Annotated in this window: 17 protein-coding genes; 8 read left to right on the top strand and 9 right to left on the bottom strand. The window is 71.0% G+C overall.

What is annotated here, in order from left to right:
- Genes gnd through ABZ532_RS20105 form a run of 4 tightly spaced genes read left to right on the top strand, consistent with a single transcriptional unit; the run spans position 1 to position 5,728 of the window.
- Positions 1-1,014, top strand: a complete 1,014-nt coding sequence (gene gnd, locus ABZ532_RS20090; RefSeq protein WP_361285173.1) for a phosphogluconate dehydrogenase (NAD(+)-dependent, decarboxylating) — start codon at positions 1-3, stop codon at positions 1,012-1,014.
- A 3-nt stretch (positions 1,015-1,017) separates the two neighbouring features.
- Complete coding sequence (gene zwf / locus ABZ532_RS20095; protein WP_361285080.1) at positions 1,018-2,529, top strand: glucose-6-phosphate dehydrogenase; 1,512 nt, start codon at positions 1,018-1,020, stop codon at positions 2,527-2,529.
- Between the two features lie 56 nt (positions 2,530-2,585).
- The gene (locus ABZ532_RS20100; RefSeq protein ID WP_361285083.1) at positions 2,586-3,329 is read left to right on the top strand and encodes a beta-phosphoglucomutase family hydrolase; all 744 of its coding nucleotides are present in this window, start codon (positions 2,586-2,588) and stop codon (positions 3,327-3,329) included.
- A complete protein-coding gene (locus ABZ532_RS20105) occupies positions 3,326-5,728 on the top strand; it encodes a glycosyl hydrolase family 65 protein (protein WP_361285086.1) in 2,403 nt (800 codons plus the stop codon). Before ABZ532_RS20100 ends, ABZ532_RS20105 begins: the two co-directional genes overlap by 4 nt.
- Positions 5,729-5,768: 40 nt before the next feature.
- Here the strand turns inward: ABZ532_RS20105 and treY are convergent, their stop codons facing one another.
- Positions 5,769-8,102, bottom strand: a complete 2,334-nt coding sequence (gene treY, locus ABZ532_RS20110) for a malto-oligosyltrehalose synthase (protein ID WP_361285089.1) — start codon at positions 8,100-8,102, stop codon at positions 5,769-5,771.
- A 108-nt stretch (positions 8,103-8,210) separates the two neighbouring features.
- The gene (glgX, locus tag ABZ532_RS20115) at positions 8,211-10,331 is read right to left on the bottom strand and encodes a glycogen debranching protein GlgX (RefSeq protein ID WP_361285092.1); all 2,121 of its coding nucleotides are present in this window, start codon (positions 10,329-10,331) and stop codon (positions 8,211-8,213) included.
- Between the two features lie 433 nt (positions 10,332-10,764).
- Here glgX and ABZ532_RS20120 point away from each other — a divergent pair, with 433 nt between their 5' ends.
- Both ABZ532_RS20120 and ABZ532_RS20125 read left to right on the top strand, forming a co-directional pair.
- The gene (locus tag ABZ532_RS20120; protein ID WP_361285095.1) at positions 10,765-12,009 is read left to right on the top strand and encodes an SAV2148 family HEPN domain-containing protein; all 1,245 of its coding nucleotides are present in this window, start codon (positions 10,765-10,767) and stop codon (positions 12,007-12,009) included.
- A gap of 54 nt (positions 12,010-12,063) precedes the next feature.
- Positions 12,064-12,798 (top strand): 3'-5' exonuclease, encoded by a 735-nt coding sequence (locus ABZ532_RS20125; RefSeq protein ID WP_361285098.1) that lies wholly within the window; start codon positions 12,064-12,066, stop codon positions 12,796-12,798.
- 103 nt (positions 12,799-12,901) lie between these two features.
- Here the strand turns inward: ABZ532_RS20125 and ABZ532_RS20130 are convergent, their stop codons facing one another.
- The 7 genes from ABZ532_RS20130 to ABZ532_RS20160 form a co-directional block, all read right to left on the bottom strand.
- Positions 12,902-13,192 (bottom strand): barstar family protein, encoded by a 291-nt coding sequence (locus ABZ532_RS20130; RefSeq protein WP_361285101.1) that lies wholly within the window; start codon positions 13,190-13,192, stop codon positions 12,902-12,904.
- A 5-nt stretch (positions 13,193-13,197) separates the two neighbouring features.
- Entirely contained in the window at positions 13,198-17,505 is a 4,308-nt protein-coding gene (locus tag ABZ532_RS20135) for a polymorphic toxin-type HINT domain-containing protein (RefSeq protein WP_361285104.1), read from the bottom strand.
- Positions 17,506-17,766: 261 nt separating this feature from the next.
- Complete coding sequence (locus ABZ532_RS20140) at positions 17,767-18,903, bottom strand: hypothetical protein (protein ID WP_361285107.1); 1,137 nt, start codon at positions 18,901-18,903, stop codon at positions 17,767-17,769.
- A gap of 119 nt (positions 18,904-19,022) precedes the next feature.
- Positions 19,023-19,700 carry an RICIN domain-containing protein gene (locus tag ABZ532_RS20145; protein ID WP_361285110.1) on the bottom strand — a complete coding sequence of 226 codons (678 nt, stop codon included), beginning with the start codon at positions 19,698-19,700 and terminating at the stop codon, positions 19,023-19,025.
- 34 nt (positions 19,701-19,734) lie between these two features.
- Positions 19,735-20,316 carry an RICIN domain-containing protein gene (locus tag ABZ532_RS20150; protein WP_361285113.1) on the bottom strand — a complete coding sequence of 194 codons (582 nt, stop codon included), beginning with the start codon at positions 20,314-20,316 and terminating at the stop codon, positions 19,735-19,737.
- A gap of 87 nt (positions 20,317-20,403) precedes the next feature.
- A complete protein-coding gene (locus ABZ532_RS20155) occupies positions 20,404-21,927 on the bottom strand; it encodes an AbfB domain-containing protein (RefSeq protein ID WP_361285116.1) in 1,524 nt (507 codons plus the stop codon).
- A 568-nt stretch (positions 21,928-22,495) separates the two neighbouring features.
- Entirely contained in the window at positions 22,496-23,347 is an 852-nt protein-coding gene (locus ABZ532_RS20160; RefSeq protein ID WP_361285119.1) for an aminoglycoside phosphotransferase family protein, read from the bottom strand.
- Positions 23,348-23,941: 594 nt separating this feature from the next.
- Between ABZ532_RS20160 and ABZ532_RS20165 the strand changes: the two genes are divergently transcribed.
- Both ABZ532_RS20165 and ABZ532_RS20170 read left to right on the top strand, forming a co-directional pair.
- Entirely contained in the window at positions 23,942-25,168 is a 1,227-nt protein-coding gene (locus tag ABZ532_RS20165; RefSeq protein WP_361285122.1) for a S8 family peptidase, read from the top strand.
- An 89-nt stretch (positions 25,169-25,257) separates the two neighbouring features.
- Positions 25,258-25,821 carry a DUF1697 domain-containing protein gene (locus ABZ532_RS20170; protein WP_361285125.1) on the top strand — a complete coding sequence of 188 codons (564 nt, stop codon included), beginning with the start codon at positions 25,258-25,260 and terminating at the stop codon, positions 25,819-25,821.
- Positions 25,822-25,824 lie beyond the last annotated feature (3 nt).

The raw sequence follows: 25,824 nt of genomic DNA on the forward strand, positions 1-25,824 counted from the left end.
ATGCAGCTCGGCATGATCGGCCTCGGCCGGATGGGCGCCAATCTGGTGCGCCGGCTGATGCGCGACGGCCATCACTGCGTCGTCTTCGACCTGGACACCAAGGCCGTCAAGGAGCTCGAGAAGGAAGGCGCCACGGCGGCCTCGTCCCTCCAGGACTTCGTCGGCAAGCTGGAGCAGCCGCGCAACGTCTGGCTGATGCTGCCCGCCGGCGTGGTGCAGAAGACCCTGGACGAGCTCGCCGGGCTGCTCGACACCGACGACACCGTGATCGACGGCGGCAACTCGTACTACCGGGACGACATGACCCGGGCGCAGGAGCTGGCCCCTCGCGGTATCCACTACGTCGACTGCGGGACCTCGGGCGGTGTCTGGGGCCTGGAACGCGGCTACTGCCTGATGATCGGCGGCGACGACGAAGCCGTGGCCCGGCTCGACCCGGTCTTCCGCACCATCGCCCCCGGCAAGGGCCTCGCCGAGCCCACGCCCGGCAGGACCCGGACCGACGGCACGGCGCCCGAGGGCTATCTGCACTGCGGACCCAACGGGGCGGGCCACTTCGTGAAGATGGTCCACAACGGGGTCGAGTACGGAATGATGGCCGCCATCGCCGAGGGCCTCAGCATCATCAAGCACGCGGACGCGGGACTCACCAACCGCACCGTCGACGCCGAGACCGCCCCCCTGCGCGAGCCCGAGGCCTACCCGTACACGATCGACGTGGGCGAGGTCGCCGAGGTGTGGCGGCGCGGCTCGGTGGTCGGCTCCTGGCTGGTCGATCTGATCGCCGACGCACTTGCCCGCTCTCCGGGCCTCGACGAGTTCACCGGGCGGGTCTCCGACTCCGGCGAGGGCCGCTGGACGGTGCTGGCCGCGGTGGACGAGAGCGTGCCGGCGCCGGTGATCACCGCGGCGCTGATCCAGCGGTTCGAGTCCCGCAGGCTCGGCGAGTTCACCGACCAGGTGCTCTCGGCGATGCGCGGCGAGTTCGGCGGTCACGCCGAGAAGGCGGGGTGAGTGATGTCCGGTCCCGCACACGTCCAGGAAACGGACCAGGAAGCGAGCGAGGCGGCCAGCCGGAGGGTGCACCAGTCGGGCAACGGCGTCCCGGTCCCCGACGACCATGTCATCGTGTTGTTCGGCGCGACCGGCGACCTCGCCCGGCGCAAGCTCCTGCCGGGCCTGTTCCACCTCGCCAAGGCCGGTCTGATGCCGGCCCGCTACCGGATCGTCGGCTCCGCCCCGTCCCAGGCGGCACTCAGCGATGACGAGTTCCGCAAAAGGGCCCGCGAGGCGGTCGCCGAGTTCGGCCGCTCGAAGCCCGAGGGTGAGGACTGGCAGCGGTTCGAGGACGCCCTGAGCTTCGGGGCGGAGGACCCCGATGACCCCGGCCCGCTGCTCGCGGCCGTCAGGGAGGCCGAGGAGGCCGTCGGCGGCTCCCCGCGGCGCCTGTTCCACCTCGCCGTGCCGCCGAAGGCCTTCCCCTCCGTCATCGAGATGCTGGGCGCGACCGGTCTCGCCGAGAACGGACGGGTCATCGTGGAGAAACCGTTCGGCACGGACCTGGCATCGGCCGAGGCCCTCAACGCCACCATCCACTCGGTCTTCGCCGAATCACGGGTGTTCCGCATCGACCACTTCCTCGGCAAGGAGTCCGTCGACAACATCCTCGCGCTGCGGTTCGCCAACGGCTTCCTCGAGCCCGTCTGGAACCGGGACCACATCAGCCATGTGCAGATCGACGTACCCGAGAAGCTCAGCATCGAGGGCCGCGCGCAGTTCTTCGAAGGGACCGGGACCTTCCGGGACATGATCGTCACCCATCTCTTCCAGCTGCTCGGGTTCGTGGCGATGGAGCCCCCCACCAGCCTCAACGCCAAGTGCCTGCGCGACGAGAAGACCAAGGTCTTCGAGACCATGCGGCCGCTGGACCCGGAGCATGTCGTCCGCGGCCAGTACGAGGGCTACCGCGACGAGCCCGGGGTCGACCCGCACTCGGACACCGAGACCTTCGTGGCGCTGCGCGTGGAACTCGACAACTGGCGGTGGGCCGGAGTGCCGTTCTATCTGCGCTCGGGCAAGTCGCTCGCCGAGGGCCGGCACGTGGTGACCCTCGGATTCCGGGAACCGGCCCTGAGGATGTTCCCGCGTACCGCGCGTGACTCAGGGGAGCCCCGCAACAACGAGCTGGTGATCGACTTCAACGACCCCGGCAGGGTCGCCATCCGCTTCCTGGTGAAGGAGCCGGGCCCCGCGATGCGCCTGGACGAGGCCGAGATGGTGTTCAACTACGCCGACTCCTTCAACGCGATGTACGCCCTCGAAGGCTATGAGCGCCTCATCCTGGACGCGATGCTCGGCGACCAGTCGCTGTTCACCCGCGCCGACGGGATCGAACGCCTGTGGGCGGCGTCCGCCCCGCTCCTCGAGCACCCGCGCCCGGTGGAGTCGTACGCCCCGGGCTCCTGGGGTCCGGAGAGCATCAACCGGCTGATCGCCCCGTACCACTGGAGTCTGCCGGACCATCAGTGACGCCATCCGCGCGCTGATCCGCCTGGGCCGCCCCGTCAGCCCTTAGCCTCGGATCCATGCTCGGTCTTCCTGATCACGTACGAACCTGCCTGTTCGACCTCGACGGCGTGCTCACCCGCACCGCGAAGGTGCACGCCGCCGCGTGGAAGGAGATGTTCGACGGCTATCTGCGCACCCGCGCCGAGCGGGAGGGCGCACCCTTCGTGCCGTTCGACGCCGTCCGCGACTACGACCAGTACGTGGACGGCCTGCCCCGCGAGGACGGGGTCCGTACTTTCCTCGCCTCACGCGGAGTCGAACTGCCGGAGGGCACGTCCGACGACGGGCCCGACCAGGAGACCGTGAACGGCCTGGGCACCCGCAAGAACGAGATGGTGCTGCGCAGGATCCGCGAACAGGGGGTCGAGGCGTACGAGGGTTCGGTGGCCTATGTACGGGCCGCCCGGGACGCCGGTCTGCACCGTGCGGTGGTCTCGTCCAGTGCCAACTGCCGCGATGTGCTGATCGCCGCAGGTATCGAGGAACTCTTCGAGGAACGCATCGACGGGATCACCGTCCGGGAGCACCGCCTTCGCGGCAAACCCGCACCGGACACCTACCTGGCCGCGGCCCGCGCCCTCGGTGTCGAGCCGGAGACGGCCGCGGTCTTCGAGGACGCGCTCGCCGGAGTGGAGGCCGGGCGCGCCGGCGGCTTCGGACTCGTGGTGGGCGTCGACCGGACCGGGCAGGCCGAGGAGTTGCGCCGGCACGGCGCGGGCGTCGTCGTCGACGACCTCTCCGAGCTGCTGGAGGCGCGATGATCAACCACTCCGCGTTCGCCGTCGAACCCTGGTGCCTGCGCGAGACCGAGCTGAACCTCGACGTACTCGCCCAGAGCGAATCGGTGTTCGCCCTGTCCAACGGCCATGTCGGATGGCGCGGCAACCTGGACGAAGGGGAGCCGCACGGGCTGCCGGGCTCGTATCTCAACGGGGTGCACGAGCTCCATCCGCTTCCCTACGCGGAGGCCGGATACGGCTATCCCGAGTCCGGCCAGACGCTGATCAACGTCACGGACGGAAAGATCATCCGGCTGCTGGTGGACGACCACCCCTGCGATCTGCGCTACGGCGAACTGACCGCCCACGAACGCGTGCTGGACTTCCGCACCGGAGTCCTGCGCCGTACCGCAGAGTGGACCACGCCCGCCGGGCGCGCCGTCCGTTTCACCTCGCACCGGATGGTGTCCCTCACCCAGCGGGCCATCGCCGCGGTCGCCTACGAGGTGGAGGTGCTGAACGGCGAGTCCACCGTCGCCGTCCAGTCGGAACTCATCGCCAACGAGGCGGTCCCGCACGACACCGGCGACCCCCGGGTCGCCGCCGCGATCGACGCCCCGCTGGAGTCCGAGGAGGACTTCGCCCGGGACACCCGGCTGCGGCTGGTGCACCGGATCAGGAACAGCGGCCAGCGGGTGGCCGTCGGCGCCGACCACATCATCGAGGGCCCCAAGGGGACGAGCTGGTCGGCCGACAGCGAACCGGACGTCAGCAGGGTCACGGTGACCGCCACACTGGCCCCCGGCAAGCGGCTGCGGCTGGTGAAGTTCGTGGGCTACGGCTGGTCGGCGGAGCGCTCGCTGACCGCACTCCAGGACCAGGTCCACGCGGCCGTGGCCGCCGCCCGCAGCACCGGCTGGGAGGGGCTGCTCGCCGAGCAGCGCGCCTATCTGGACCACTTCTGGTCCTGCGCGGACGTCGAGGTGGACGGTGACGCGCAGATCCAGCAGGCGGTGCGCTTCGCCCTCTTCCATGTGCTCCAGGCCGCCGCGCGGGGTGAGGAGCGGGCCATCCCCGCCAAGGGCCTGACCGGCACCGGATACGACGGACACTCCTTCTGGGACGTGGAGTCCTTCGTGCTGCCGATGCTCACCTACACGGCACCCCAGGCCGTCGCCCCCGTACTGCGCTGGCGCCACGCCACCCTGCCAGCGGCCCGCGACCGGGCCCATCAGCTCGGGTTCGCGGGCGCCGCGTTTCCCTGGCGCACCATCACCGGTGCGGAGTGCTCCGCCTACTGGCCCGCCGGCACGGCGGCCTTCCATGTCAACGCCGATATCGCGTACGCCGTGGCGCGCTATGTGAACGCCACGGGCGACGAGGAGTTCGAGCGCGGTCCGGGCCTGGAACTGCTGGTGCACACCGCTCGGCTGTGGCGCTCGCTGGGCCACCATGACGCGGAGGGTGTCTTCCACATCGACGGTGTCACCGGCCCCGACGAGTACAGCGCCATCGCCCGCGACAACCTGTACACCAACGTGATGGCACGGCGGAATCTGCGGGTCGCGGCCGAGATGGCGACCCGCCATCCCGAGCGGGCCGAGGAACTGGGCGTCGACGAGGAGGAGACGGCCGCCTGGCGCGACGCCGCCGCCCGGATGGCCGTGCCGTACAACGACACGCTCGGGGTGCACGAGCAGTCGGCCGGGTTCACCGGCTTCCAGCGCTGGGACTTCGATGCCACGACCGCCGAGCAGTATCCGCTGCTGCTGCACTTCCCGTACTTCGACCTCTACCGCAAGCAGGTGGTCAAGCAGGCGGACCTGGTGTTCGCCATGGCGACCTGCGGGGACGACTTCACGGCGGAGGAGAAGGCGCGCAACTTCGCCTACTACGAGGCGCTGACCGTGCGGGACTCCTCGCTCTCGGCATGCTGCCAGGCCGTGCTCGCGGCGGAGACCGGGCACCTGAGGCTGGCCTACGACTATCTGGGCGAGGCCGCCCTGATGGACCTGGAGAACCTGGAGCACAACACCCGCGACGGGCTGCACATCGCCTCCCTGGCGGGGACCTGGATGGCCCTGGTGATGGGCTTCGGCGGGCTGCGTCACCACCACACCTCGGGGGAGGGGAAGCCGGGCTGCCTCGGGTTCTCCCCGCGGCTGCCGGAGGCGCTGACCGGTGTGAAGTTCACCCTGCTCATCCGGGGACGCGCACTGCGGGTGGACATCCGGCACTCCGGGGCCCACTACACCCTGGTCGAGGGGGAGCCGCTCACGCTGCTCCACCACGGTGAGCTGTTCACCGTGACGGCCGGTAAGCCGATGCGGCTTCCGCTGCCGCCGGCTCCGGTCCTGCCGGAGCCGCAGCAGCCCAGGGGGCGCCGCCCGGCCGACCGGATGGGAGGAACGGAACCGGTCGCCGGAGAAGCGGCAGGCTGAGCGGGGCGGGTCGCGGACCGCTCCGGGCGACCGGCCCGGCTCAGCTCCCCGCGACCCGCTCCAGCAGCGCCACCGGACGCTCGGCGAACAGCTCCGCCAGCGGTACGCCGCCCCGGTCGCCGTCCCCGCGCGTGAACTCCCGCCCAGGGCACAGCAGATCGGCCCAGCGCCCCTCCGGAAGAGGCAGCGAGGTCCCGCCCCAGCCACCCCCCGCCTCAAGCCGCAGCGAGAGCCGGGTCACCGCCACCACCACTTCCCCCGCCCGGCTGAACGCCAGACAGTGGGCTGCCGCCGGCCCCGTGGCCGCCAGCGGCGCATACCCGCCCGGCGCGCCGAACACCTCGCGGCGACGGCGCCGCAGCCCCAGCGCCGTACGGGTGAGAGCCGCCTTCTCGTCCGGTGGGCGCTCCCGGAACGGCTCCCGGTTGTCCGGGTCGACCAGGGCCAGATACCGGTGCTCGGTGCCCTGGTACAGCTCTGGCACCCCCGGCATGGTGAGCTGGACCAGTGCGGAGCCCAGGGCGTTCGCCCGTACGTGCCCGTCGAGTCCTCGGGTGAACGCCGCCAGGGTGTACAGCGGCGGCCCCGTGGGCCCCGCCGCCACGAACTCCTCCACCGCACGCTCGTACCCCGGATCGGGCTCGGTCCAGCTGGTGTGCAGGCCCGCCTCCCGCACGGACTTCAGCAGCGCGGGCCCGATCCGGTCCGCACGGGGGATCCCGAGGCCGAACGCCGTCTGCCAGGCCACCCAGGCCAGATGAGGATCGGGCGCGGCCACCGGTGACAACTCGGCCAGCAACTGCCGCCAGCGTTCCGGGCACTGGGACAGCACCGCGATCCTGGCCCGGACATCCGCGCTGCGCTTGGTGTCATGCGTGGACAGCACCGTGCCCGTGGCGGGCCAGTCCCGGGCGATCCGGGCACAGTAGGCGTGGAAGTCCGCGGGGCTCACCGCCGGGTGCCCGGGATCCCCGCCCACCTCGTTGGCGGACAGCAGCGGCGCATACCGGTAGAAGGCGGTGTCCTCGACGGACTTGGCCCGCAGCGCGGATGAGGTCTGGGCGAAGCGGGCGCGGAACGCGGACTGCGCGGGGCCGTGACCGGTCTCCCCGAGGCCCAGCGCCAGGTCCCGGACCACATCCACCGCGTCCGCTTCCTCGGGGACCGCGAACGCCCCCTTGGCACGCAGCGCGAGGTCCGCCGTGAGCACCGCCTCCCCGCCCGTGCGGTAGGCGCGGTAGACCGGCATCCGCACCAGCAGCTCCCGGATCGCCGTGCGCAGCGCCCAGGGCGCGTGGTCGCGCAGGGCGGGGTCCGCCGCGCACACCCGCTGCGCCAGCCGCGCGAGGGCCTCGGTCTCCGCCACGAGTTCGTGGGTCACCACCTTGTACGCGGCGCGGCGCGCCGTGGCGCCCCAGTAGCCGCCCCGGTCGCCGGCGGGAGCCGTGAAGTCCCGGTAGACGCCCACCAGTTCCCCGAACCCGTCAGCGTCGGTGAAGACCCCGTCGATCCGGTGCAGCGCGTCATAGCCGGTCGTCCCGGCGACCGGCCACGACGGCGGAAGCCGTTCGCTGCCGGTGAGGATCTTCTCCACCACCGTCCAGCAGCCGCTGCTCGCCTCGTCCAGCCGGTGCAGATACTCCTCGGGGTCGGCGAGACCGTCCGGATGGTCGATCCGCAGCCCGTCGACGACCTCGTCCCGCACCAGTTCGAGGATCTTGACATGGGTGGCGGCGAACACTTCCGGGTCCTCGACCCGGACCGCGATCAGCTCGGCGATGGTGAAGAAGCGCCGGTAGTTGAGCTCGGTGCGGGCCAGCCGCCACCAGCCGAGCCGGTACCACTGCGCATCCAGCAGCTCCGGCAGCGGCAGCCTTTCGGTTCCCTCGCGCAGCGGGAAGCGGTGGTCCCCGTAGTGCAGCTCCCGTCCCTCGACGCGCAGCTCGTCCAGCTCGTCCCCGAGACGTCCGGCGAGCACCGGCATCAGCACCTTGCCGCCGCCCGCGTCCCAGTCGATGTCGAACCAGCGTGCGTACGGTGAGCCGGGCCCTTGGCGCAGGACCTCCCACAGGGGCCGGTTGTGCCGGGGCGATGCCGCCATGTGGTTGGGCACGATGTCGAGCACGAGACCCAGACCGTGCTCACGTGCCGTGGCGGCCAGCGACCGCAGTCCCTCCTCGCCCCCGAGCTCCTCCCGTACGCGGGAGTGGTCCACGACGTCATAGCCGTGCTCCGAGCCCGGCACCGCCTCCAGTACCGGGGACAGATGCAGATGGGAGACCCCGAGTCGGGCGAGATACGGCACTGCTTCCTCGGCGGCCCGGAAGGGGAAGGCCGGCTGTAGCTGGAGCCGGTAGGTGGCGGTGGGCGTCATGCGAACGTACGTACCCGCATCGGCGCCATCTGTGTCATCCCGCAGGTCCGGGTGTGCCCGGAGCCGGACACGTTCACCTGATACGACCAAGCATCCGTACCCGCCCGGCTATGCCGGACGGCGCAGCACCACCAGGCTCCGCCCGATCATCCGGACCCGCTCACCGGCCGCCACTTTGGGTCCCTGCCCCGGTGGTACGCCGTCCGGCCGGGCGGTGTCCACCAGCACCTGCCACTGCCTGCCGTGGTTGACCGGCACCGCGAAGTCCAGATCGTCGGCGCTCGCGTTGAACATCAGCAGGAAAGAGTCGTCCGAGATCCGCTCACCCCTCGGTCCGGGCTCCGAGATCGCATGTCCGTTCAGGAACACCGTCAGGGCCCGGGCATGGGCCGCCTGCCAGTCCCGCTGGGTCATCTCCACCCCCTCAGGGGTGAACCAGGCGATGTCGGAGAGCTCGTCGTGCGTGCCCTCCACGGGCCGCCCGTGGAAGAAGCGCCGGCGCCGGAACACCTGGTGGTCGCGGCGCAGCCACACCATCGCCCGGGTGAAGGCCAGCAGCGAGCCCGGCTCCTCCTCGGTCGACGAGGGCCAGTGCACCCAGGACAGCTCGGAGTCCTGGCAGTAGGCGTTGTTGTTGCCGCGCTGGGTGCGTCCGAACTCGTCGCCGTGGCTGAGCATGGGCACGCCCTGGGACAGCATCAGGGTGGCGATGAAGTTCCGCATCTGGCGTCCCCGCAGCTCCACCACGCCCGGATCCTCGGTGTCGCCCTCAGCGCCGCAGTTCCACGACCTGTTGTGGCTTTCGCCGTCCCTGTTGCCCTCGCCGTTCGCCTCGTTGTGCTTCTCGTTGTACGAGACCAGGTCCCGCAGGGTGAACCCGTCGTGGCAGGTCACGAAGTTGACGGAGGCCAGGGGGCGCCGGCCGTCGCCCTGGTAGAGGTCGGACGATCCGGTCAGCCGGGAGGCGAACTCGGCCAGTGTGCGCGGCTGTCCGCGCCACAGGTCCCGGACCGTGTCCCGGTACATGCCGTTCCATTCGGTCCACAGCGGCGGGAAGTTGCCCACCTGGTAGCCGCCCTCACCGACGTCCCACGGCTCGGCGATCAGCTTCACCTGGCTGACCACCGGATCCTGCTGGACCAGGTCGAAGAACGAGGAAAGCCGGTCCACCTCGTGGAACTGCCGGGCCAGGGTGGCCGCGAGGTCGAACCGGAAGCCGTCCACATGCATCTCGGTGACCCAGTAGCGCAGCGAGTCCATGATCAGCTGGAGCACATGGGGGGAGCGCATCAGCAGGGAGTTGCCGGTACCTGTGGTGTCCGTGTGGTAGCGCTTGTCCTCGGACAGCCGGTAGTACGAGGCGTTGTCGAGGCCCCGGAAGGACAGCGTGGGACCCAGGTGGTTGCCCTCGGCCGTGTGGTTGTAGACCACGTCGAGGATCACCTCGATGCCCGCCTGGTGCAGGGCCCTGACCGCCGACTTGAACTCCAGCACCTGCTGCCCGCGGTCGCCCCAGGAGGCGTAGCTGTTGTGCGGGGCGAAGAATCCGATGGTGTTGTAACCCCAGTAGTTGCTCAGCCCCGCGTCCGCCAGCCGGTTGTCGTTGACGAACTGGTGCACCGGCATCAACTCCAGTGCCGTGACACCCAGTTCCGTGAGGTGGGAGATCACCGCGGGATGGGCCAGCCCCGCGTAGGTGCCGCGCAGCTCGGGCGGCAGCGCCGGGTGCAGCATCGTCAGGCCCTTCACATGGGCCTCGTAGATGACCGTGCGGTGGTAGTCCGTGCGCGGCGGGCGGTCGTCACCCCAGTCGAAGTACGGGTTGACGACGACGGAGGCCATCGTGTGCGGGGCGGAGTCGAGGTCGTTGCGCGAGTCCGGCCGGCCGAAGTGGTAGCCGTACACCGCCTCGCCCCAGTCGATCCGCCCGCTCATCGCGCGTGCGTAGGGGTCGAGGAGCAGCTTGGCCGAGTTGCATCGCTGCCCGCGCTCCGGCGCGTACGGTCCGTGTACCCGGAAGCCGTACCGCTGGCCGGGCATCACGCCCGGCAGATAGGCGTGGCGCACAAAGGCGTCGGTCTCGCGGAGCTCCACCGCCGTCTCCGAGCCGTCGTCGTGCAGCAGACACAGCTCTATGCGCTGCGCGGCCTCTGAGTAGACCGCGAAGTTGGTGCCGGCGCCGTCGTAGGTGGCACCGAGGGGATACGCCTGTCCCGGCCAGACCTGCATAGATAAGACTCTTCCACTTCTGATCCGGGTGCGGGGGACCACTTCGGCCAGATCCTCCCCGAAAGTAGGGCCAGCTCCTAGGACTTACCGTCGTTCTACCGGGTGACCACGCCAAAGAGCGGGTAAACGGCGGAAAGCACTCGTAAAGCCGTACGCCGCCAAACCGGTGACCCGGTCAACATGGGGTTCCCCCGTGTCGCCCGTGCCGGGGAGCCGGGGCGAGCGGGCCCGCGGGCGGGGAAACCACGCGGACACAGGGCGGCGCCAGGGGTGCAATAGCGGTGAATCCCCCCACTCCGGACGATCTCGCCATCGTGAACGGGCTGCCCTTTGCGGCGAGTTGGGAAAGAGCCCGGGGTTCCGGATGCGCCTCGTCCCGTGGGCGGAGTACCCTTCCTTGATCGTTGGAGGGGGAGCGGAAGGCGGTGCGCGGGTGAGCTCGGGAGGGCTGGAGCTACCCCCCGGTGACGCAGGTCATGAGGGGGACTCGGCCGATGTCCCGCCCGGCGCGGTATCGCTCGCCAGGCCGGTCGAGACGGCATCTCACATTGGACCCGAACTGGACTGGAGCGCGGAGGCCTGGAGTGAGGTGCGCACCCGCGCCCAGCGGGCCGGGCGTGCCTATATCTGGCTGAATCTGGTCGAGCAGCGGCTGCGCGCGGTCGTGGCCGCCGTGCTGAGGCCCGTCTACGAGCATGTGCACGGCGACGACTGGGTCGTGGCCGCCGCGGGGCCGGCAGGCCAGGAGTGGGTGCAGCGGGCCGTGGCCGTACGGGAGGTCTCGCGCCGCAAGGGCTATCTGCTCGACCCGGCCGACGACAACGTGCTCAGCTTCCTCACCCTCCCGCAGCTGCGGGAGCTGATGGTCCAGCACTGGCCCTGCTTCGAGCCGTATTTCGACGACCGGCGCGAGGTCGAGCTGGCGCTGGACGAGCTCGAGGTGGCGCGGAACGTGGTCTCACGCAACCGGGCCCTGAACGAGGCCGTGCTGGCCCAGGCCGAACGGGCCTCGGCCCGGCTGCTCGAGATCCTCGGGAGCGGAGCCGGGGTGCCGTCCGCCGACCGGCTGCCGGTCGACGCGGTCGAGGACCTGGTGGGCGACCGCTACGCGGACGTGGTCTCCGTGCACCCGGACCGGGTCAGGCTCCAGCGCCAGCTCCCCGCGGAGGACCTCTTCGGCGGTGCCCGGCGGCTCGACGCCGTCGGCATAGGCCTGAATCTGCTCGTGCAGAACTTCTCGGGGCGGCGGCTTGTCCGGCTCGCGGAGGCGGGCGCCCGGGTGCGGCTGCTGTTCCTCAACCCCGCAAGCAGCGCGATCAAGCGGCGCGAGCGCGAGCTGGGCATCAGGAAGGGCGAACTGGGCCGCGCGGTCGAGATGAACATCCTGCACATGCGGCGGGTGCGGTCGAGGCTGCGCGACCCCGGGGCCTTCGAGATCCACGTGTTCGACGAGACGCCTCGTTTCACGGCTTACCTGGTCGACGGCGACGGCCCCGACGGGCTCGCGGTCGTGCAGTCGTATCTGCGCCGGGCCCGGGGCATGGAGGCCCCCGTGCTGGTGCTGCGGGGGCGTAGGCCTTCCGTGGTGAGGTCGGGTCAGGAGAGCGAGCACGGTCTGTTCCAGACCTACCGGGAGGAATTCGAGTCCGTGTGGAGCGACTCCCGACCGGTGTCCTGACTGTCAGTGCCACGTGCGAGAGTTTCGTCCGTACCACAGACGAGGGGGCAGTGCATGGCCTGGCAGCATGAGCCGCTGGTCGGCTTCGACCTGGAAACGACGGGCACCGATCCGCTGGACGCGCGCATCGTGACCGCGGCGGTCGTCGCCGTGGAGGACGGCCGGCCGGTCCGGCGGCGCACCTGGCTCGCGGACCCGGGGATCCGTATCCCGGCACAGGCATCGGCGATCCACGGCATCAGCAGCGCGCGGGCGGCGGCCGACGGGCGTCCGGCGAGCGAGGTGGCGGAGCAGATCGCCGAAACGCTGACGGGCTACTGGCAGGCAGGCGCCCCGGTCGTGGCGTACAACGCGGCATTCGACCTGACACTGCTCTCCGCCGAGCTGGCCCGGCACGGTCTGCCCTCGCTCTCCGAGCGGCTGGGGCTGGGCCCGGACGCCTCCGCGATCGGCCCGGTCATCGACCCCTACACGATCGACCGCGCGGTCGACCGCTACCGCAGGGGCAAGCGCACCCTCGAGGCGGTCTGCGCCGAGTACGGGGTGGTGCTGGACGAGGCGCACGAAGCCTCCGCGGACGCGCTGGCCGCGGTCAGGGTGGCGTGTGCGATAGCGGAGCGGCACGCCTCGGTGGCGGAGGCGGCTCCCGCCGAGCTGCACTCCCGTCAGATCCGCTGGTACGCCGACTGGGCGGCGGACTTCCAGGACTTCCTGCGGCGCAAGGGCAACCCTGACGCGGTGGTGGACGGCACCTGGCCGGTCCGGGCGCTCGCCGGGGTCGGTGGTTGAGAGCGCGAGGGTCCCCCGTACATCGGCGACGGGAAAGCCCCGCCGATCGGCGGGGCTTCCTTCGTGATCTCTTGTGCAGTCGGCGCTGGTTCCCCAACACGCCCTAGTCGAACGTCACCGAGAAGCGCTTGGACTCCTCGTTCGCCAGGTCCCGCTCCTGCACCCGCAGGAGGAGGTCGCGGATCTGGTCGAACGTCGCCTCGCCCAGCGCGGTTCTGCTGAGGTCCGCGTCCTTCCACACGAGCTCCACCGGCCGTTCGACGTCCGTCGTCAGCCGGTCCCACAAGGCGCTGAGGTTGGCCCCGTAGTAGGGGCCGAAGTCCAGGGCCCGGGAAAGGAACTCGTGGAGATCCGGCACGGTGCGGATGGCCGCGCCCTCGACAACGATCTTCATGACCCTCACTTCCAGGTGGGGAGCAGGACGAAGCTCTTGTAGTGGTCGAACGTCACATACGCGAGTCCGTCGTCCGACCAGACCAGGCGGGTACCCGGCTGCTTGGACCGCTTCATCGTATTGGTCAGGCCGATGTCCGCCTCGAACCACGTCCTGCCCGGGTAGTCGGGCAGCTTCCCGTCCTCGTTGCGGAAGACGTCACCGCCGATCTGGGCGTCCTTGAGGTGGTTGCCCAGGGCCTTGCCCTCCTCCCAGCCGGCTGCCTTGGCCTGGTCCTTGGTCACGTAGTGGCTGGGCAGCTTGCCCGTCTTCTGGAGGCTCTCGATCAGCTCGTTGGCCATCTCGGCGGTCTTGAGGGCCGCGCCGTAGAGCTTGCAGGTGGAGTTGTGCGACAGGACCGGAGCGGCCCCTGCCAGCACGTAGTACGTGTGAAGGTCGTCGACCGTCAGGTTGTGGACCCGTAGCGGCTGGTCCCAGGCGCGCACACCGACGAGTTCTCTCGTCGTGCCGTCGGGCGTACGCAGCAGGTCACCGGCCACGAGGTCGGCGGCGTCCACCCAGCCGTGGCGGTTGACGACCCAGAAGGGGTGCCCCTCCGTGGCCGTGAGGGTGCCGGTGGCTTCGCCGGCAGCGCCGTCGGTGTCGACGGTGAGCGCACGTAGGGACTTCCGCCCCTCGCCGGTGATCAGGCGGGTGACGGCGCGCCCACCGGTCTCACCGGTGGCGGGGTCGGTCGCCAGGACCCGCTCCCCGACGCGTATGTCCTTGATCTGCTTGTACGTGCCGTCGGCCATCAGCACCCGGGTGGCCGGCGTGAAGCTGTTGCCGGGATCCGGGCACGGAGGGTTCTTGCGGAACTTGTCGATCAGCTCCTGGCTCTTGGAGATGAGTTTCTTCGCCGCGGCGGACTTGTCGAGGAAGTCGTTGAGGCCGCCCACGATGCGGGTGAGGGCCTTGGCGATAGCCGGCGTCTCCTTGATGACCTTCAGCGCCTTGCCCCAGGGGAGGGCGCCGACCACGGCCCAGAAGCAGCTTTCGAAGTCACCATCGGCGAAGCACTTCTTGATGTCCTCGAAGAGGAGGTCGACGATGATCTGGCCGCCGTTCTCGACCAGGAAGTCGAGGATGTCCTTGTCAGCGAGGGCGCGGGCCAACTCGTAGTCCTCGGGCGAGATCCCGGCGGCTTTGAGCGCCTCGATCTCCCACGGGGTGAGCTTCGGGGTGCTGCCCTTCTTCTCGGCTTCCTTCGCCGCCGCCTCGCGGGCCTTGCGCTCCTGCTCGCGCTGGTACTCCTCGGCCTTCTTCGCCGCCTCGTCCGCCTCGCGGGCGTAGGTGTTGGCGTTCTTCGCGGCGGCCTCCGCCGACTTGGCGTGACCCTCGGCGGACTCCGCGAACTTGTTCGCGTCCGCGGCGTCCTTCTCGGCCTGGGCGGCGGCTCCCTGGGCGACGCTCGCCTCGTGCTCCGCCAGGTTCGCGGCACTGTTGGCGGCCACCGCGTGCTTGTCGGCCTCGGCTGCGGCGCCCCGCGCCCGGGCCGCCTCCGCTTCGGCCTGGTTGGCGGCGTTGCGGGCCGCGGTCGCGTCCGCGTAGGCCTGGGTGGCGGCCTGACGGGCGAGCGTCGCATCGGCCTGAGCCTGGGCGTCGGCCTGGTTGGCGCGCGCCGCCGCGGCGCGGGCCTTGGCGCCCTCCTCGGCGGCCTGGGCAGCCGACTTCATGGCGGCCGCAGCCGAGCGCGCGGCGTTCGCGGACGAACGCGCGGCGTCCGCGGCGGCCTTGAAGGCCGGAGCCACCTGGGCATTCGCCCGCTTGGCCGCGGCCTCGGCGGCCTCGGCGGCCTTCACGGCTTCCGCAGCCTTGGCCTCGGCCGAGGCGACCTGCTCCGCACCCATCTCCTGCGCCGCGGCGGCGACCGCGGCGGCGAAGTCGGCGTCGACGTCCGTGCCGGCGAACGGCGCGGTCAGCTCGATGGCCGTGTTGGCCGGCTCGGCGATCCCGGCGGCCGTGCTGCGTGCCGAGGCCGACGCCTTGACCGCGACGGTGGCCTGGACCCGTGCCATGGCCGCCTCGCGGACCGCGCCCTGGGCTTCCTCCTTGGTGCGGTTCGCGGCCTGGAGGGCGTTGTTCGCCTCCATGGCGGCGAGTCCGGCGAGACGGGCGGCCTCGTGCGCGGCGATGCCGGCGCGTGCCTCCTGGGCCGTGGCCTCCGCGGCCTTCTGGTTGGCGCGCTGGGCAGCGGCGCGGGTGAGTGCCGCCTCCGCCTCCGCGCGGTTCGCCGCGGCGTTGGCGGCGGCGGCAGCGGCCTCGGCCTTGTTCGCCGCGGCGTTCGCACGCGCGGCGTGTGCGGTGGCCTCGGCGGCCGCGGCCCGTGCCCGGGCGGCCGCTCCCGCGGCTTCCACCGCGGCTGAACGCGCCCGTACGGCCGCACCACTGGCGGTGTTGGCGGCGCCACGGGCCTGACCTGCCGCAGCGCCCGCCGTGTCGGCGTCGGCGCGCGCGGCGTCGGCGGCGGCGCGGGCCACGCCGGCGTCAATCGTGCCGCGGCCCGAGGCGGCGATCGCCTCCGTCGCCTTGGCGCGGGCCTCCTGCGCCTGATGCCGCTGCTCGGCCGCACGGGCGGCGTTGCGGGCCTCGCGGGCGTTGACCTCCTCGATCCCCGCCTTGCGGTCCGCCTCGGCGGCGATGCCGTCCTGGTGTGCGGCGTCCGCACGCGCGGCAGCCGCCGTGGCGGCAGCCGCCTGCGCCTGCGCACGGGCAGCGGTTGCCGTACGGGCCTCGGCCTCGGCGCGCGCACGCGCCGCCGCGGCGATGTCCCGCTCGCGCTCGGCGCGGGCCCGGGCCGCCGCGGCGAGGTCACGTTCACGCTCGGCGATCTTGCGTTGCTCGGCCGCGATCTGGGCCTGGCGCTGCGCCTCGACGCGCGCTTCCCGGGTCTTACGGGCGTGCTCCCACGCCTCGCGTTCGGCCTGCTCGGCCGCCAGGCGAGCCTCCTTGGCACGCGCCGCGGCGGTCGCGGCGATCTTCGCCTGCCTGTCCGCGGCCTCGGCCAGTCGAGCCGCGGCCCGGGCGTGCTCCTCGGCGTTCTCCCGCCACTTCTTGGCCTGCTGCTCATGCAACTCGGCCTGGTTCTTGGCGTTCAGACCGGCGGCGTCGGCTGCGGTGGCGTCCACCGCGTGCTGTGCCGTCCGGGCCGCCTTCTCCGCGGCGTCGGCGGCGGCGGCGATGCCCGTGGCGACCTCGGACCACTGGGTGCCGTGCTCAAGGCCGGTCTCCACCAGCACATCGGCCTGCACCCTGGCCTGCGCGGCGGCGACCTGTGCCGCCTTGGCGGCGTCCTCGGCGTACCCCACCTGACGTGCGACCTCGGCCTTGACCTGGGCGTAGTCGGACAGGCGCTTGCCGGCCCGGTCGGCCGACAGCATCCGGTCCGCTTGGCGCGCTGCCGATGCCGCAGCCGCCATGGCGTTGGAGGCGCCCTTCAGCGCACGCACGGCATTGCCGTGCGCGGCGATCAGCTTGGTGCGGGCCTCGGCGGCGACGGCCGCCTTGCGGGCCAGCTCACGGAGCTTCTCCGCGGCCTCCTGCGCCTCCTTCTGGGCCTTCTCGTGCGCGGCCCGGTCGTCGGCGTCCTGCTGCGCCGCGGTCTGGTAGCCCTTCTCCAGGAACTCCGCGATCACCGCGTCGTCCTTGGAGTCCAGCGCGGCCTGTGCCGCCCGCTTCACGGCGGGACCGCCGACCGACGCGAGCATCTCGACGCGCTTGCGGTTCTCCTCCGCGCGCTTGGCGGCGTTCTGCTTGTCCGCCTCGTCACGCTGCTTGGCGATGCCGGCGCCGAAGGCCAGGAAGTCGGCGCGGTCCTGCGCCGTGCCCTTGAGGACCCGCTCGACCTCGGCGTTGAAGTACGGGCCGCCGGTGCCGCGGAGCTTCTCGATCTGCTGCCGGTTCGCGACGTCGGTGCCGGCTCGCTTGTCCTTGGCCCGCTGGCGGGCTTCGGCCTCGCCGTGCTCCAGGAACTCCCGTATCGCGTTCGGGTTGTCGCTGGCGAGTGCCGCCTTGGCGGCCTCGCGGACCTCCTCCTCCTCGTCGAACTCCGCGAAGTCCTCGACCAGCTGCCGGTCCCGCTCCTCGCTGATGCGGTCGAGCTCGGACTTCGCGGCCGGCGCGGCACCACCGGGCTTCGGCTTCAGCGCCGCCGCGAGCTGGTCCAGTGACTTCAGCGTCTGCGTCAGCGACGCCTTCTGGTCGGGTACGGCGGTCGCGGCTGCGGCCTCACCGGTGGCGGTGCCCAGCACCGCCAGGACGACCGCTGTCGACACGGCCTTCCGTACGTTCCCGGCTGCGCTCGCACGCAGCCTTCCGGCTGTGGGCCGGAACCTTTCCCACACGGGAAACCCCCTAGACGAATGGATCAAGAAACCCCGGCCGCATCGGGCGGGGTGGTCATATGCCTCTCGGCCGGCCCCGGTCACGGGCCGGCCGAACTCCTCGGGATCAGCTCGGGAGAAGCCCCGGGGCCGCGGGGTCAGCCCGGAGGCGGTCTCGGGACAGAACCGGGATCAGCCTCGGGCGGTCCCGGGTCAGGCCCGCGTGCGGCTCTCGCCGTCCTGGGCGCGGTCGTACATGGCCTTCCAGAACGCGGCGGCGTCCTGCGCCCCGGCCAGTTCCCCGGCCCACGCGTTCTGACTGCTCCCGGCGGTGCCCGAGATCACCTTCCACAGCTGTTCCGCGGACTCCTGGGACAGCAGGGCGACGGCGCGCCAGTTGTCCGCCTGGGCGGCTGCGGCCGCCTGCTCGGCCAGCCATGCGCGGTGCGCCGCATCCGCGTGCTCGGACACCGCCCGCCAGGCCCGCTCCGCCTCGGCTCGTGCCGTGGCCGCGTCCGCCGCACCCTGCACCGCCGCCTCGGCGGCCGTGGCGTCACGGATCAGAAGGGTCAGCGTGTGGTGCCGCATCGTTTCCGCGTCGGCGACACGCGTCCGGTACGCCTCCAGGTCCAGCGCCGCGCCGGTCGCCCAGCCATAACCGAAGAAATCGGCCACGTCCGCGTCCGTGGCACCCGGTCGCAGCGTCCACCGCGCCGCGACCCGCACCTGCTCGCCCGGATCACGCTCACCCAGTCCGCGTACGAAGTCCCGGTCTCCGGCGCTGACTTCCAGGCCCTGCCGCTCACCGGCCTCACGCGCCGCGCGGTCGCGCCGCTGCGCCTCGGCGTACCCCGTCTTCACGAAGGCCGCCTGCTCGGCGACGCTCCCCTTGAGCGCCTTCGCTGCGGCCGCCCGCACTTCGGGGGAGAACCCCACTGCGTGCGTGGCGACCACCCGCTCGCAGAACGCCTTGTTCCGTGCGCGGGTGTCCCGCGCGCGCTGCTTCGCGTAGTCGAAGCCCCCGCCCGGCGCGAGCCACTCGACGAGTGCCTCCTCGCCCCGGGAGCTTCGCAGCGCGTTCCACGCCGACGTCCTCACCTCGGCGGCCGGGTGCGTCTTCGCCATCGACGTGATCCGTCGGCGCGCCTCCTCGACGGCCGCGGCCAGCTCGGGCGAGAGCGACCGCTCCGGCCCGTCGGCCGCGACGGCGGACACCGAGGCCGCCCGGGCGACCGGTGCGGCAGCCGCGGCACGGGCGCCCGCCCACGCCGGCCCCACACCCGTGGCCACGATCGCGCCGGCCAGCACACCGACCGCCGCCGTCCGCCCGCCCCACCACTGACGACTCAACTCAGACCCCCTTGGGAAGATGAAGAACGTTTTCACAACCGCGGAGGGGCAGAGCCATTGCGCCGGCCCTGCCCCTCCGGACACTCAACGGATGCGCTCGCGCGCCCCGTTCAGCAGGCTCACGCGACCTGCTGGACCCGCCACAGCTGGGCGTCGGTCCGGTTGCAGGTCCACAGGTGTGTGTTGATGCCGTTGTCCTTCTTGGCGCTGGGCACGTCCAGGCACATGCCGTCCGCGTGCACCGGCTGCAGCTCGTACAGCTTGCGGACCGGGTCGACGAGCAGCATCCGCCAGCGCTGGTGCTCCCCGGCCCCGCAGGCCCACTGCTGGACGACGGCACCGGGCTTCGTACCGTGGCTCTCCACTTCGAGGCACTTGCCGCTGAGGGCGGAGCGGAGCTCGAAGCTCCCGGCCGCGGCCGCGACGGCGTTCCACTTCTGGGCGGGGGTGCCGTTGCACGTGTACTGCTGCACGTCGATGCCGTTCGTGGCCTTGCCGCCTTCGACGTCCAGGCACTTGCCGCTGTGGGCGGCCGTCAGCTGCACGGCCGTCCGGGCCATGGCGACGCGGGACATGAGCTCCGACCGCGCGGCGACCGCGCCCGCGGCTGCCTCGCGGGCGGCGGTGGCGGGGTCGTCCCCCGCGGCGGCCTGGCGTGCCTTCTCGGCGGCGATACGGGCCGCCTCGGCCGCGGAGCGGGCGTCGGCGCCCTCGTCGGCTTGGACGACGGTCGCAGTTCCGGCCAGCACCGCGACGGTTGCGCCTACGGCCAGGGCGGCCCGGATGATCCGAGACATGATGGGATCGGTTTCCTCTCGCGTGTTCAGGTGCTCAGGCAGCCGTGACCGGCTGAATACGCCACTTCTGGGCGGCCGTGCCGTTGCACGCCCACAGTTGGGAGCGCGCGCCGTCGTCCTTGCTCGCGGACGCGATGTCCAGGCAGCGGTTCACGGTCTGCGTGACGTGTCCGGGCCGCAGTTCGTACAGCTCCTTGGCGATGTCGACCATGACCAGACGCCACGTCTGGTGCGATCCCTGCCCGCACCAGTACTGCTGGACGACCGAACCGGTCTTGGTGCCACTGCTCTGCACTTCGAGGCACTTGCCGGAGTGCTTGGCACGCAGCTCGAAGGAGCCCGCGCCGGTGGCCACCATGTCGAACTGCTGGTTCGCGGCGTCGTCGGCGCAGACCGACTGGACGGCGTCGGCGCCGTTGCGCAGGCTGGCCTTGGTGATCGTGAGGCACTGGCCGCTGTGCTCGGCCTTGAGCCGTACGGCCGAGGGGGGCACGGCCGCGGCGACGGACGGGGCGGGCGGGGTGGACGGCTCGTCGGCGACGGCGACGGTCACACCGCCGGCGAGTGCGGCGAAACTGGCCCCGAGGGCCAGGACGGATCGGGTGATCCGGGACATGGGTGCTTCCGTTCTTCTCAGGTCTGCGGGATCTGCGGATCTGCCGGTCTGCGGGATCTCCGGGAAAGGGACTCGACGGGCTCGCGGTCAGCGTGCGAGCGGAGCGACGATCTTCCAGGAGACGTCCTGGCCGAAGTCCTTCTCCGCGTCGAAGCTGTTCTTGGCGGTCTTGTTGGCCGCGTACAGGTCGCCCTGGCGCTGTCGCAGGAAGCGACCCGGCTGGCTCGCCGACTCGAAGGACGTACCAGAGCCGCTCAGCCCCTTCTTGGCACACCAGGTGGCGTCCTTGCGGAACTGCGTGCTGCCGTCGCTCGCGGTCATCCGGACCCGTAGGTCCTTCTGAGCCAGGTAGTGGCCGGGCTTGCGGGCGGACTCGAAGGAGTAGCAGCCCGGCTGGCCGCCCAGCGCGGGCACCACGACCCAGGTGGCGTCCTCCCGATCGGACTGCCGGGAGGTCGTGGACACGGGGGCGAGGAAGGCCTCGCCGGCGTCGACGTCGGACTGCCGGACGAAGAAGCCGGCCGGCTTGCCGCTCGCGGGCTGCAGCGACTGGCGCTTGGCCCGGTACTGGCTGTCCTCCTTGAGGAACTGCGAGACGTCCTCGTCGCTGCCGGCCAGCGCCTTCTTCGCGGCCGCGACCAGGTTCGGGTTCATCCCGGTCTTGTCCGCTGCGGCCTGGATCTGCAGCGCGAGCCGACGGTTGGCCTCGGCGATCTTCTTGCGGCGCGCCTCGTCGTCCTTCTTGTACGCCTCTTCGGCGCCGGTGTGGATGAACCTCTTCCACGCGGCCGGGTCCGCGTCGAGCACCGCGCGCTGGGCGGCCGCGTAGAGCTCGCTCTCCTTGGCGTCCGCCGGTGCGGCGCGCAGCAGCTCGCGGATGAAGTTGTCGTCGCTGAGCGCCAGGGTGGCCTCGGACGGAGTGATGCGGAACAGCGCTGCCGCGTTGGTGCGCGCGGCGAGCTCCCTGCGGCGCTCGGCCTCCGCGCGGTTCTTCTCCTCGAGCTCCTTGAGCTCGTTGGCCACGTCGCGCTGGTGGGCCTCGCGGGCACCGTTGGCGATGAACGCCTGCCACGCCGCGGCGTCGCCGGCCAGGGCCGTCGCTGCGGCGGCGCGGACCTCGGGACCTGCCGCCTCGTGCCGCATCACGGCGCGGATGAAGTTGTCGTCGCTCAGGTCGAGCAACTCGGGGCTGTTCGGGATGCCGACCGCGATCAGGGCCTGGGACCTGGCGAGCCGGGCCGCACGGGCGGCGTCTGCCTTGTCCTTCTCGCGCTGCTTGTCGACGGCGTACGCCTCGTGGATGCCGGTCACGATGAACTGGACGTGGTCCTCGGCCGTCTCGCTCATCATGGCGGCCTCGGCGGCGAGTCGCACCGCGTCGAAGGCATCCCCGCCGTCCCGGGCCTTCTGCCAGAGGGCGTGGATGAAGTCTTCGTCGCTGAGCAGCAGGACGTCCGGGCTCGGATCGAGGCGTACGACGGCAGCGGCGTCCACCCGCTGTGTGTCGGTGGTTCCGATCCCGGCGGCAGTGGCCGCGGAGCGCGACGGGGTGGCGACGGCGGTCATCGGCGCGGCGACTGCGCTGACAGAGGCCAGAGCGGTGGCGGTCACGAGTCCGCGTGTGACGGCCCTCCGCATACGAGCGGAGTTCGGGTGGCTCTTCTTCATTGTGCTTTCGGTTCCCCCTGCTAGGTCCCGCACGCAGTTCCCGAGGGTGCGGGGTGGTCGGAGGCGCAGTCTTGAAGATCACGAAAGGGCAGTCAAAGTGGAATTGGCCGTTCCTGTCCGATCACTCACCAATTTAGGCTTCTATTGAGCGATTTGAAGCCAATCTCTGCCTGAAAGGTGGCTTGCGAAGACTGATAGGAACCCGTGAGTAACAAGAGGGGGGTGCTGCGGAAGGGTGCGGGTATGCCTCGTGGCGGCAGCGTGTGAAGCCCCGCCCGTGCTTCGCGGCCCAGGCGGCGCACCGGTGACGAAGGCCGCCGCGTCGGCGGACGCGGCGTCACCGCTGCTGCTGTGTCGAAGATGTGAGGGGGGAATGTGGGCTGGTACACATCAAGATCACCGTGCTGTGAACCGGGTACCATGCGGTGCCATTTCGGGCAGGAAGCGCCCACGGGGACGCAGTCCGGGGGCAGGGCGCCCGACCGTGCCGGCGCACCTGTCCGTTCACGCCCTAGAGCGGATGCCAGCGGACCTCGGGGTCGTCCCGCCGCAGCGAGTCGATCCGCAGCCGGAACTCGTCCAGTGCCTTCGTGCTCGAGGGGGCGTGCTGGGCGACCCAGGCGCAGCTTGCCGTCTCCCGGGCACCCCGCAGTACGGGGCAGCCGGGCCAGTCGCGTACGTCCCAGCCGTAGGCGGCGGTGAAGGCCTCGTAGGCAACGGGGTCGAGACCGTAGCGGTCGCGGGCGAGGGCCAGGACGACGAGATCGTGTTCACGGAGGTCGGAGGAGAAGGTCTCCAGATCGGTCAGTACCGGACCGGCCGGGCCGACATGGACATTGCGGGGAAGCGCGTCGCCGTGGACGGGGCCGGGCGGCAGATGCGGCGTCAGCTGCGCTGCCGCGGCGGCGAAGCCGTCCCGGCGATCCCGCAGATAGTCCGCGTCCGCCCGGTCGATGGCCGTACCCGCCAGCCTCAGCCAGCGTTCGACCCCGTCGAGCAGCTCCCGGCGGGGCAGTGCGATCGGTGCCGCGGGCAGTGAGTGCACCAGTCGTAGCAGCGGCGCGAGATCACGCGGCTCGGCGGGCCGCACCGCCGGGGGGAGCCGGTGCCACAGCGTCACCGGATGCCCCTCCACCAGCAGGGCCCTCGGCTCAGCGGCCCGCACGGCGGGCACCCCCGCCTCCTCCAGCCACTGCGCCACGGACAGCTCGTGCTCGGCCCGATCCAGCAGCTCGGCACTCCGTCCGACCTTCGCCACCACATCACCGGACGCGAACACCGCGTTCTCCCCGAGCGCCAGCAGCTCCGCCCGCCCCGGCAGTCCCACGGCGGCCAGCACCGCCCGTGCGCGTGTCTCGTCCATGATCCGGATTCTCGCACTGCCGCAGTTGGCGCCAGGCTGCGTACACGCTGACCGTGACCGGCAACGGTGACGGAGCCACCGGCGGATGAACGGACAACCGGGTCCGCCCGGGCCGCCGGCCCGCGATGCTCCTTTGCTTCGCCAGTCCCCCTACGGCGGGATTGCCGGCGCGATGAATTCGGCCGCTGGTACCCCGAAAATCGTTTCAGAATCATCACACTCAGCGAATTGCGCCAGCGTGCCGCGCCTGTGCCGGTGAAATGAACCGCGCTCTTCTACCCGCTGCATGCGGGACAACACCCCCCAGTTTGCATGCAGTTGTGATGGCCTGCTGGCGCGTCCGACCAGCCACGATCGCCGCAGGGTGCTATGGCAACACCCAATCCCTGTAACACGTAAAGGATTTGAGTGGGTTCGCGTCCGACATGAGGGGGCATGGTGGATATCTCATTACGAAGACTTGTTGAGTAAGTCACAGCCGTATGAAGCTCTTGATCTGAGCCCGTCAATCGGTCAGTGTTTCGAAGCGACCTCCGGAGAACTTCCGTCCGGAGGTCAATCCCCCCACAAAAGCTGACGAGGAGATCCCTCTTCATGGCAACTCACAAGCGCGCGAGCAGGATCAAGCTGACCGCGGCCATCAGCGCCGTGGCAGCCGCCGCAGGAGTGACCGTATTCGGCGCGTCGTTCGCCGGAGCCGCCCCCGCGCCCGCGGAGGGCAAGATCTATGGCGCGAACGCCGAAGGCGCCGTCGGCGGAAGCTACATCGTCCTGCTGAAGCACGGTCAGCAGAGCGCGATGAGCGCCAAGGCCGACAAGCAGGGCCTGGCAAAGGAGTACGGCGGCAAGCTGGAGCGCAACTACTCCTCAGCCGTCAACGGCTTCTCGGCCAGCGGTCTTTCGGAGACCGAGGCCAAGCGTCTCGCCGCCGACCCCGCCGTGGACAAGGTGGTCCAGAACAAGAAGTTCTCGATCAACGCCACCCAGGAGAACCCGCCGTCCTGGGGCCTGGACCGCATCGACCAGGCCGACACCGCTGGCGACAGCAAGTACACGTACCCCGACGGTGGCGGTGAAGGCGTCACGGCGTACGTCATCGACACCGGGGTCCGTGTCACGCACAAGGACTTCGAAGGCCGCGCCAGCAGCGGCTTCGACGCCATCGACAACGACGACAACGCCGACGACGGCAACGGTCACGGCACGCACGTGGCGGGCACCATAGCCGGTACGTCGCATGGTGTGGCCAAGAAGGCGAAGATCGTCGCCGTGCGGGTGCTTGACGCCAACGGCTCCGGCACGACCGAGCAGGTCGTCGCGGGCATCGACTGGGTGACCAAGAACCACAAGGGTCCCTCTGTTGCCAACATGAGCCTCGGCGGCGGCGCTGACCCCGCACTCGACGAGGCCGTGCAGAAGGCCATCGCCGCCGGTGTCACCTTCGCCGTCGCCGCGGGCAACGAGTCCAGTGACGCCGGCCAGGGCTCTCCGTCGCGGGTGAAGGAGGCCATCACCGTCGCCTCGTCGACCAAGGACGACCAGCAGTCCGACTTCTCCAACTTCGGTTCCGTCGTGGACATCTACGCTCCGGGTTCGGACATCACCTCCTCCTGGAACGACAGTGACGAGGGCACCAAGACCATCTCCGGCACGTCGATGGCGACCCCGCACGTCGTCGGCGCCGCCGCGGTCTACCTCGCCGGGCACAAGGACGCCACTCCGGATCAGGTCGCCAAGGCCCTGACCGACGGTGCCACTCCCGACAAGATCAGCAACCCGAGCGAGGGCACGCCCAACAAGCTCCTGAAGGTCGTCGAGTAGTCGAATCACCGTCCGACCCGGTCCGCCCATGGACCGACGGCCGCCGTGCCCTCCCCCACGGGGCACGGCGGCCGCTTTATGGTGTGGCGATGGCGAACACACATGCGTATGCGCTCCTGCTCCGCGGGATCAACGTCGGCGGACACCGCAAGGTCCCTATGGCCGACCTCCGCGCACTGCTGACGGAGCTGGGCCACGGCGGCGTCCGCAGCTACCTCCAGAGCGGAAACGCCGTGTTCACCAGCCCGGAGCCGGACGAGGACCGGCTCGCGTCCGCCATCGAGCGGGCCGTCGAAGGGCACTTCGGCTTCACCGTCGACTGCCTGGTGCGCGGGACGCCGTACCTGCGCGCGATCGTGGACGACTGCCCCTTCCCGTCCGCCGAACTCGAAGGCAGACAGCTCCACGTCACCTACTTCTCCGAGCGGGTGGACCCGGAGCGCCTCGCGGGGGTCGACCCGGCGGCCCATCTGCCGGAGGAGTTCCGGCTCGGTGACCGCGCGCTCTATCTCTACGCCCCGGAAGGACTCGGCCGCTCCAAGCTCGCGGAGCAGCTCGCCCGGCCGAGCCTGTTCAAGGGGATCACCGCCACCACCCGCAACTGGAACACCGTCGGCAAACTGGCGGACATGGCCGCGGAGGCGGAGGCCTGAAGC

It is taken from the genome of Streptomyces sp. NPDC019396, from assembly GCF_040632375.1.
In the GTDB taxonomy this organism is placed as follows: domain Bacteria; phylum Actinomycetota; class Actinomycetes; order Streptomycetales; family Streptomycetaceae; genus Streptomyces.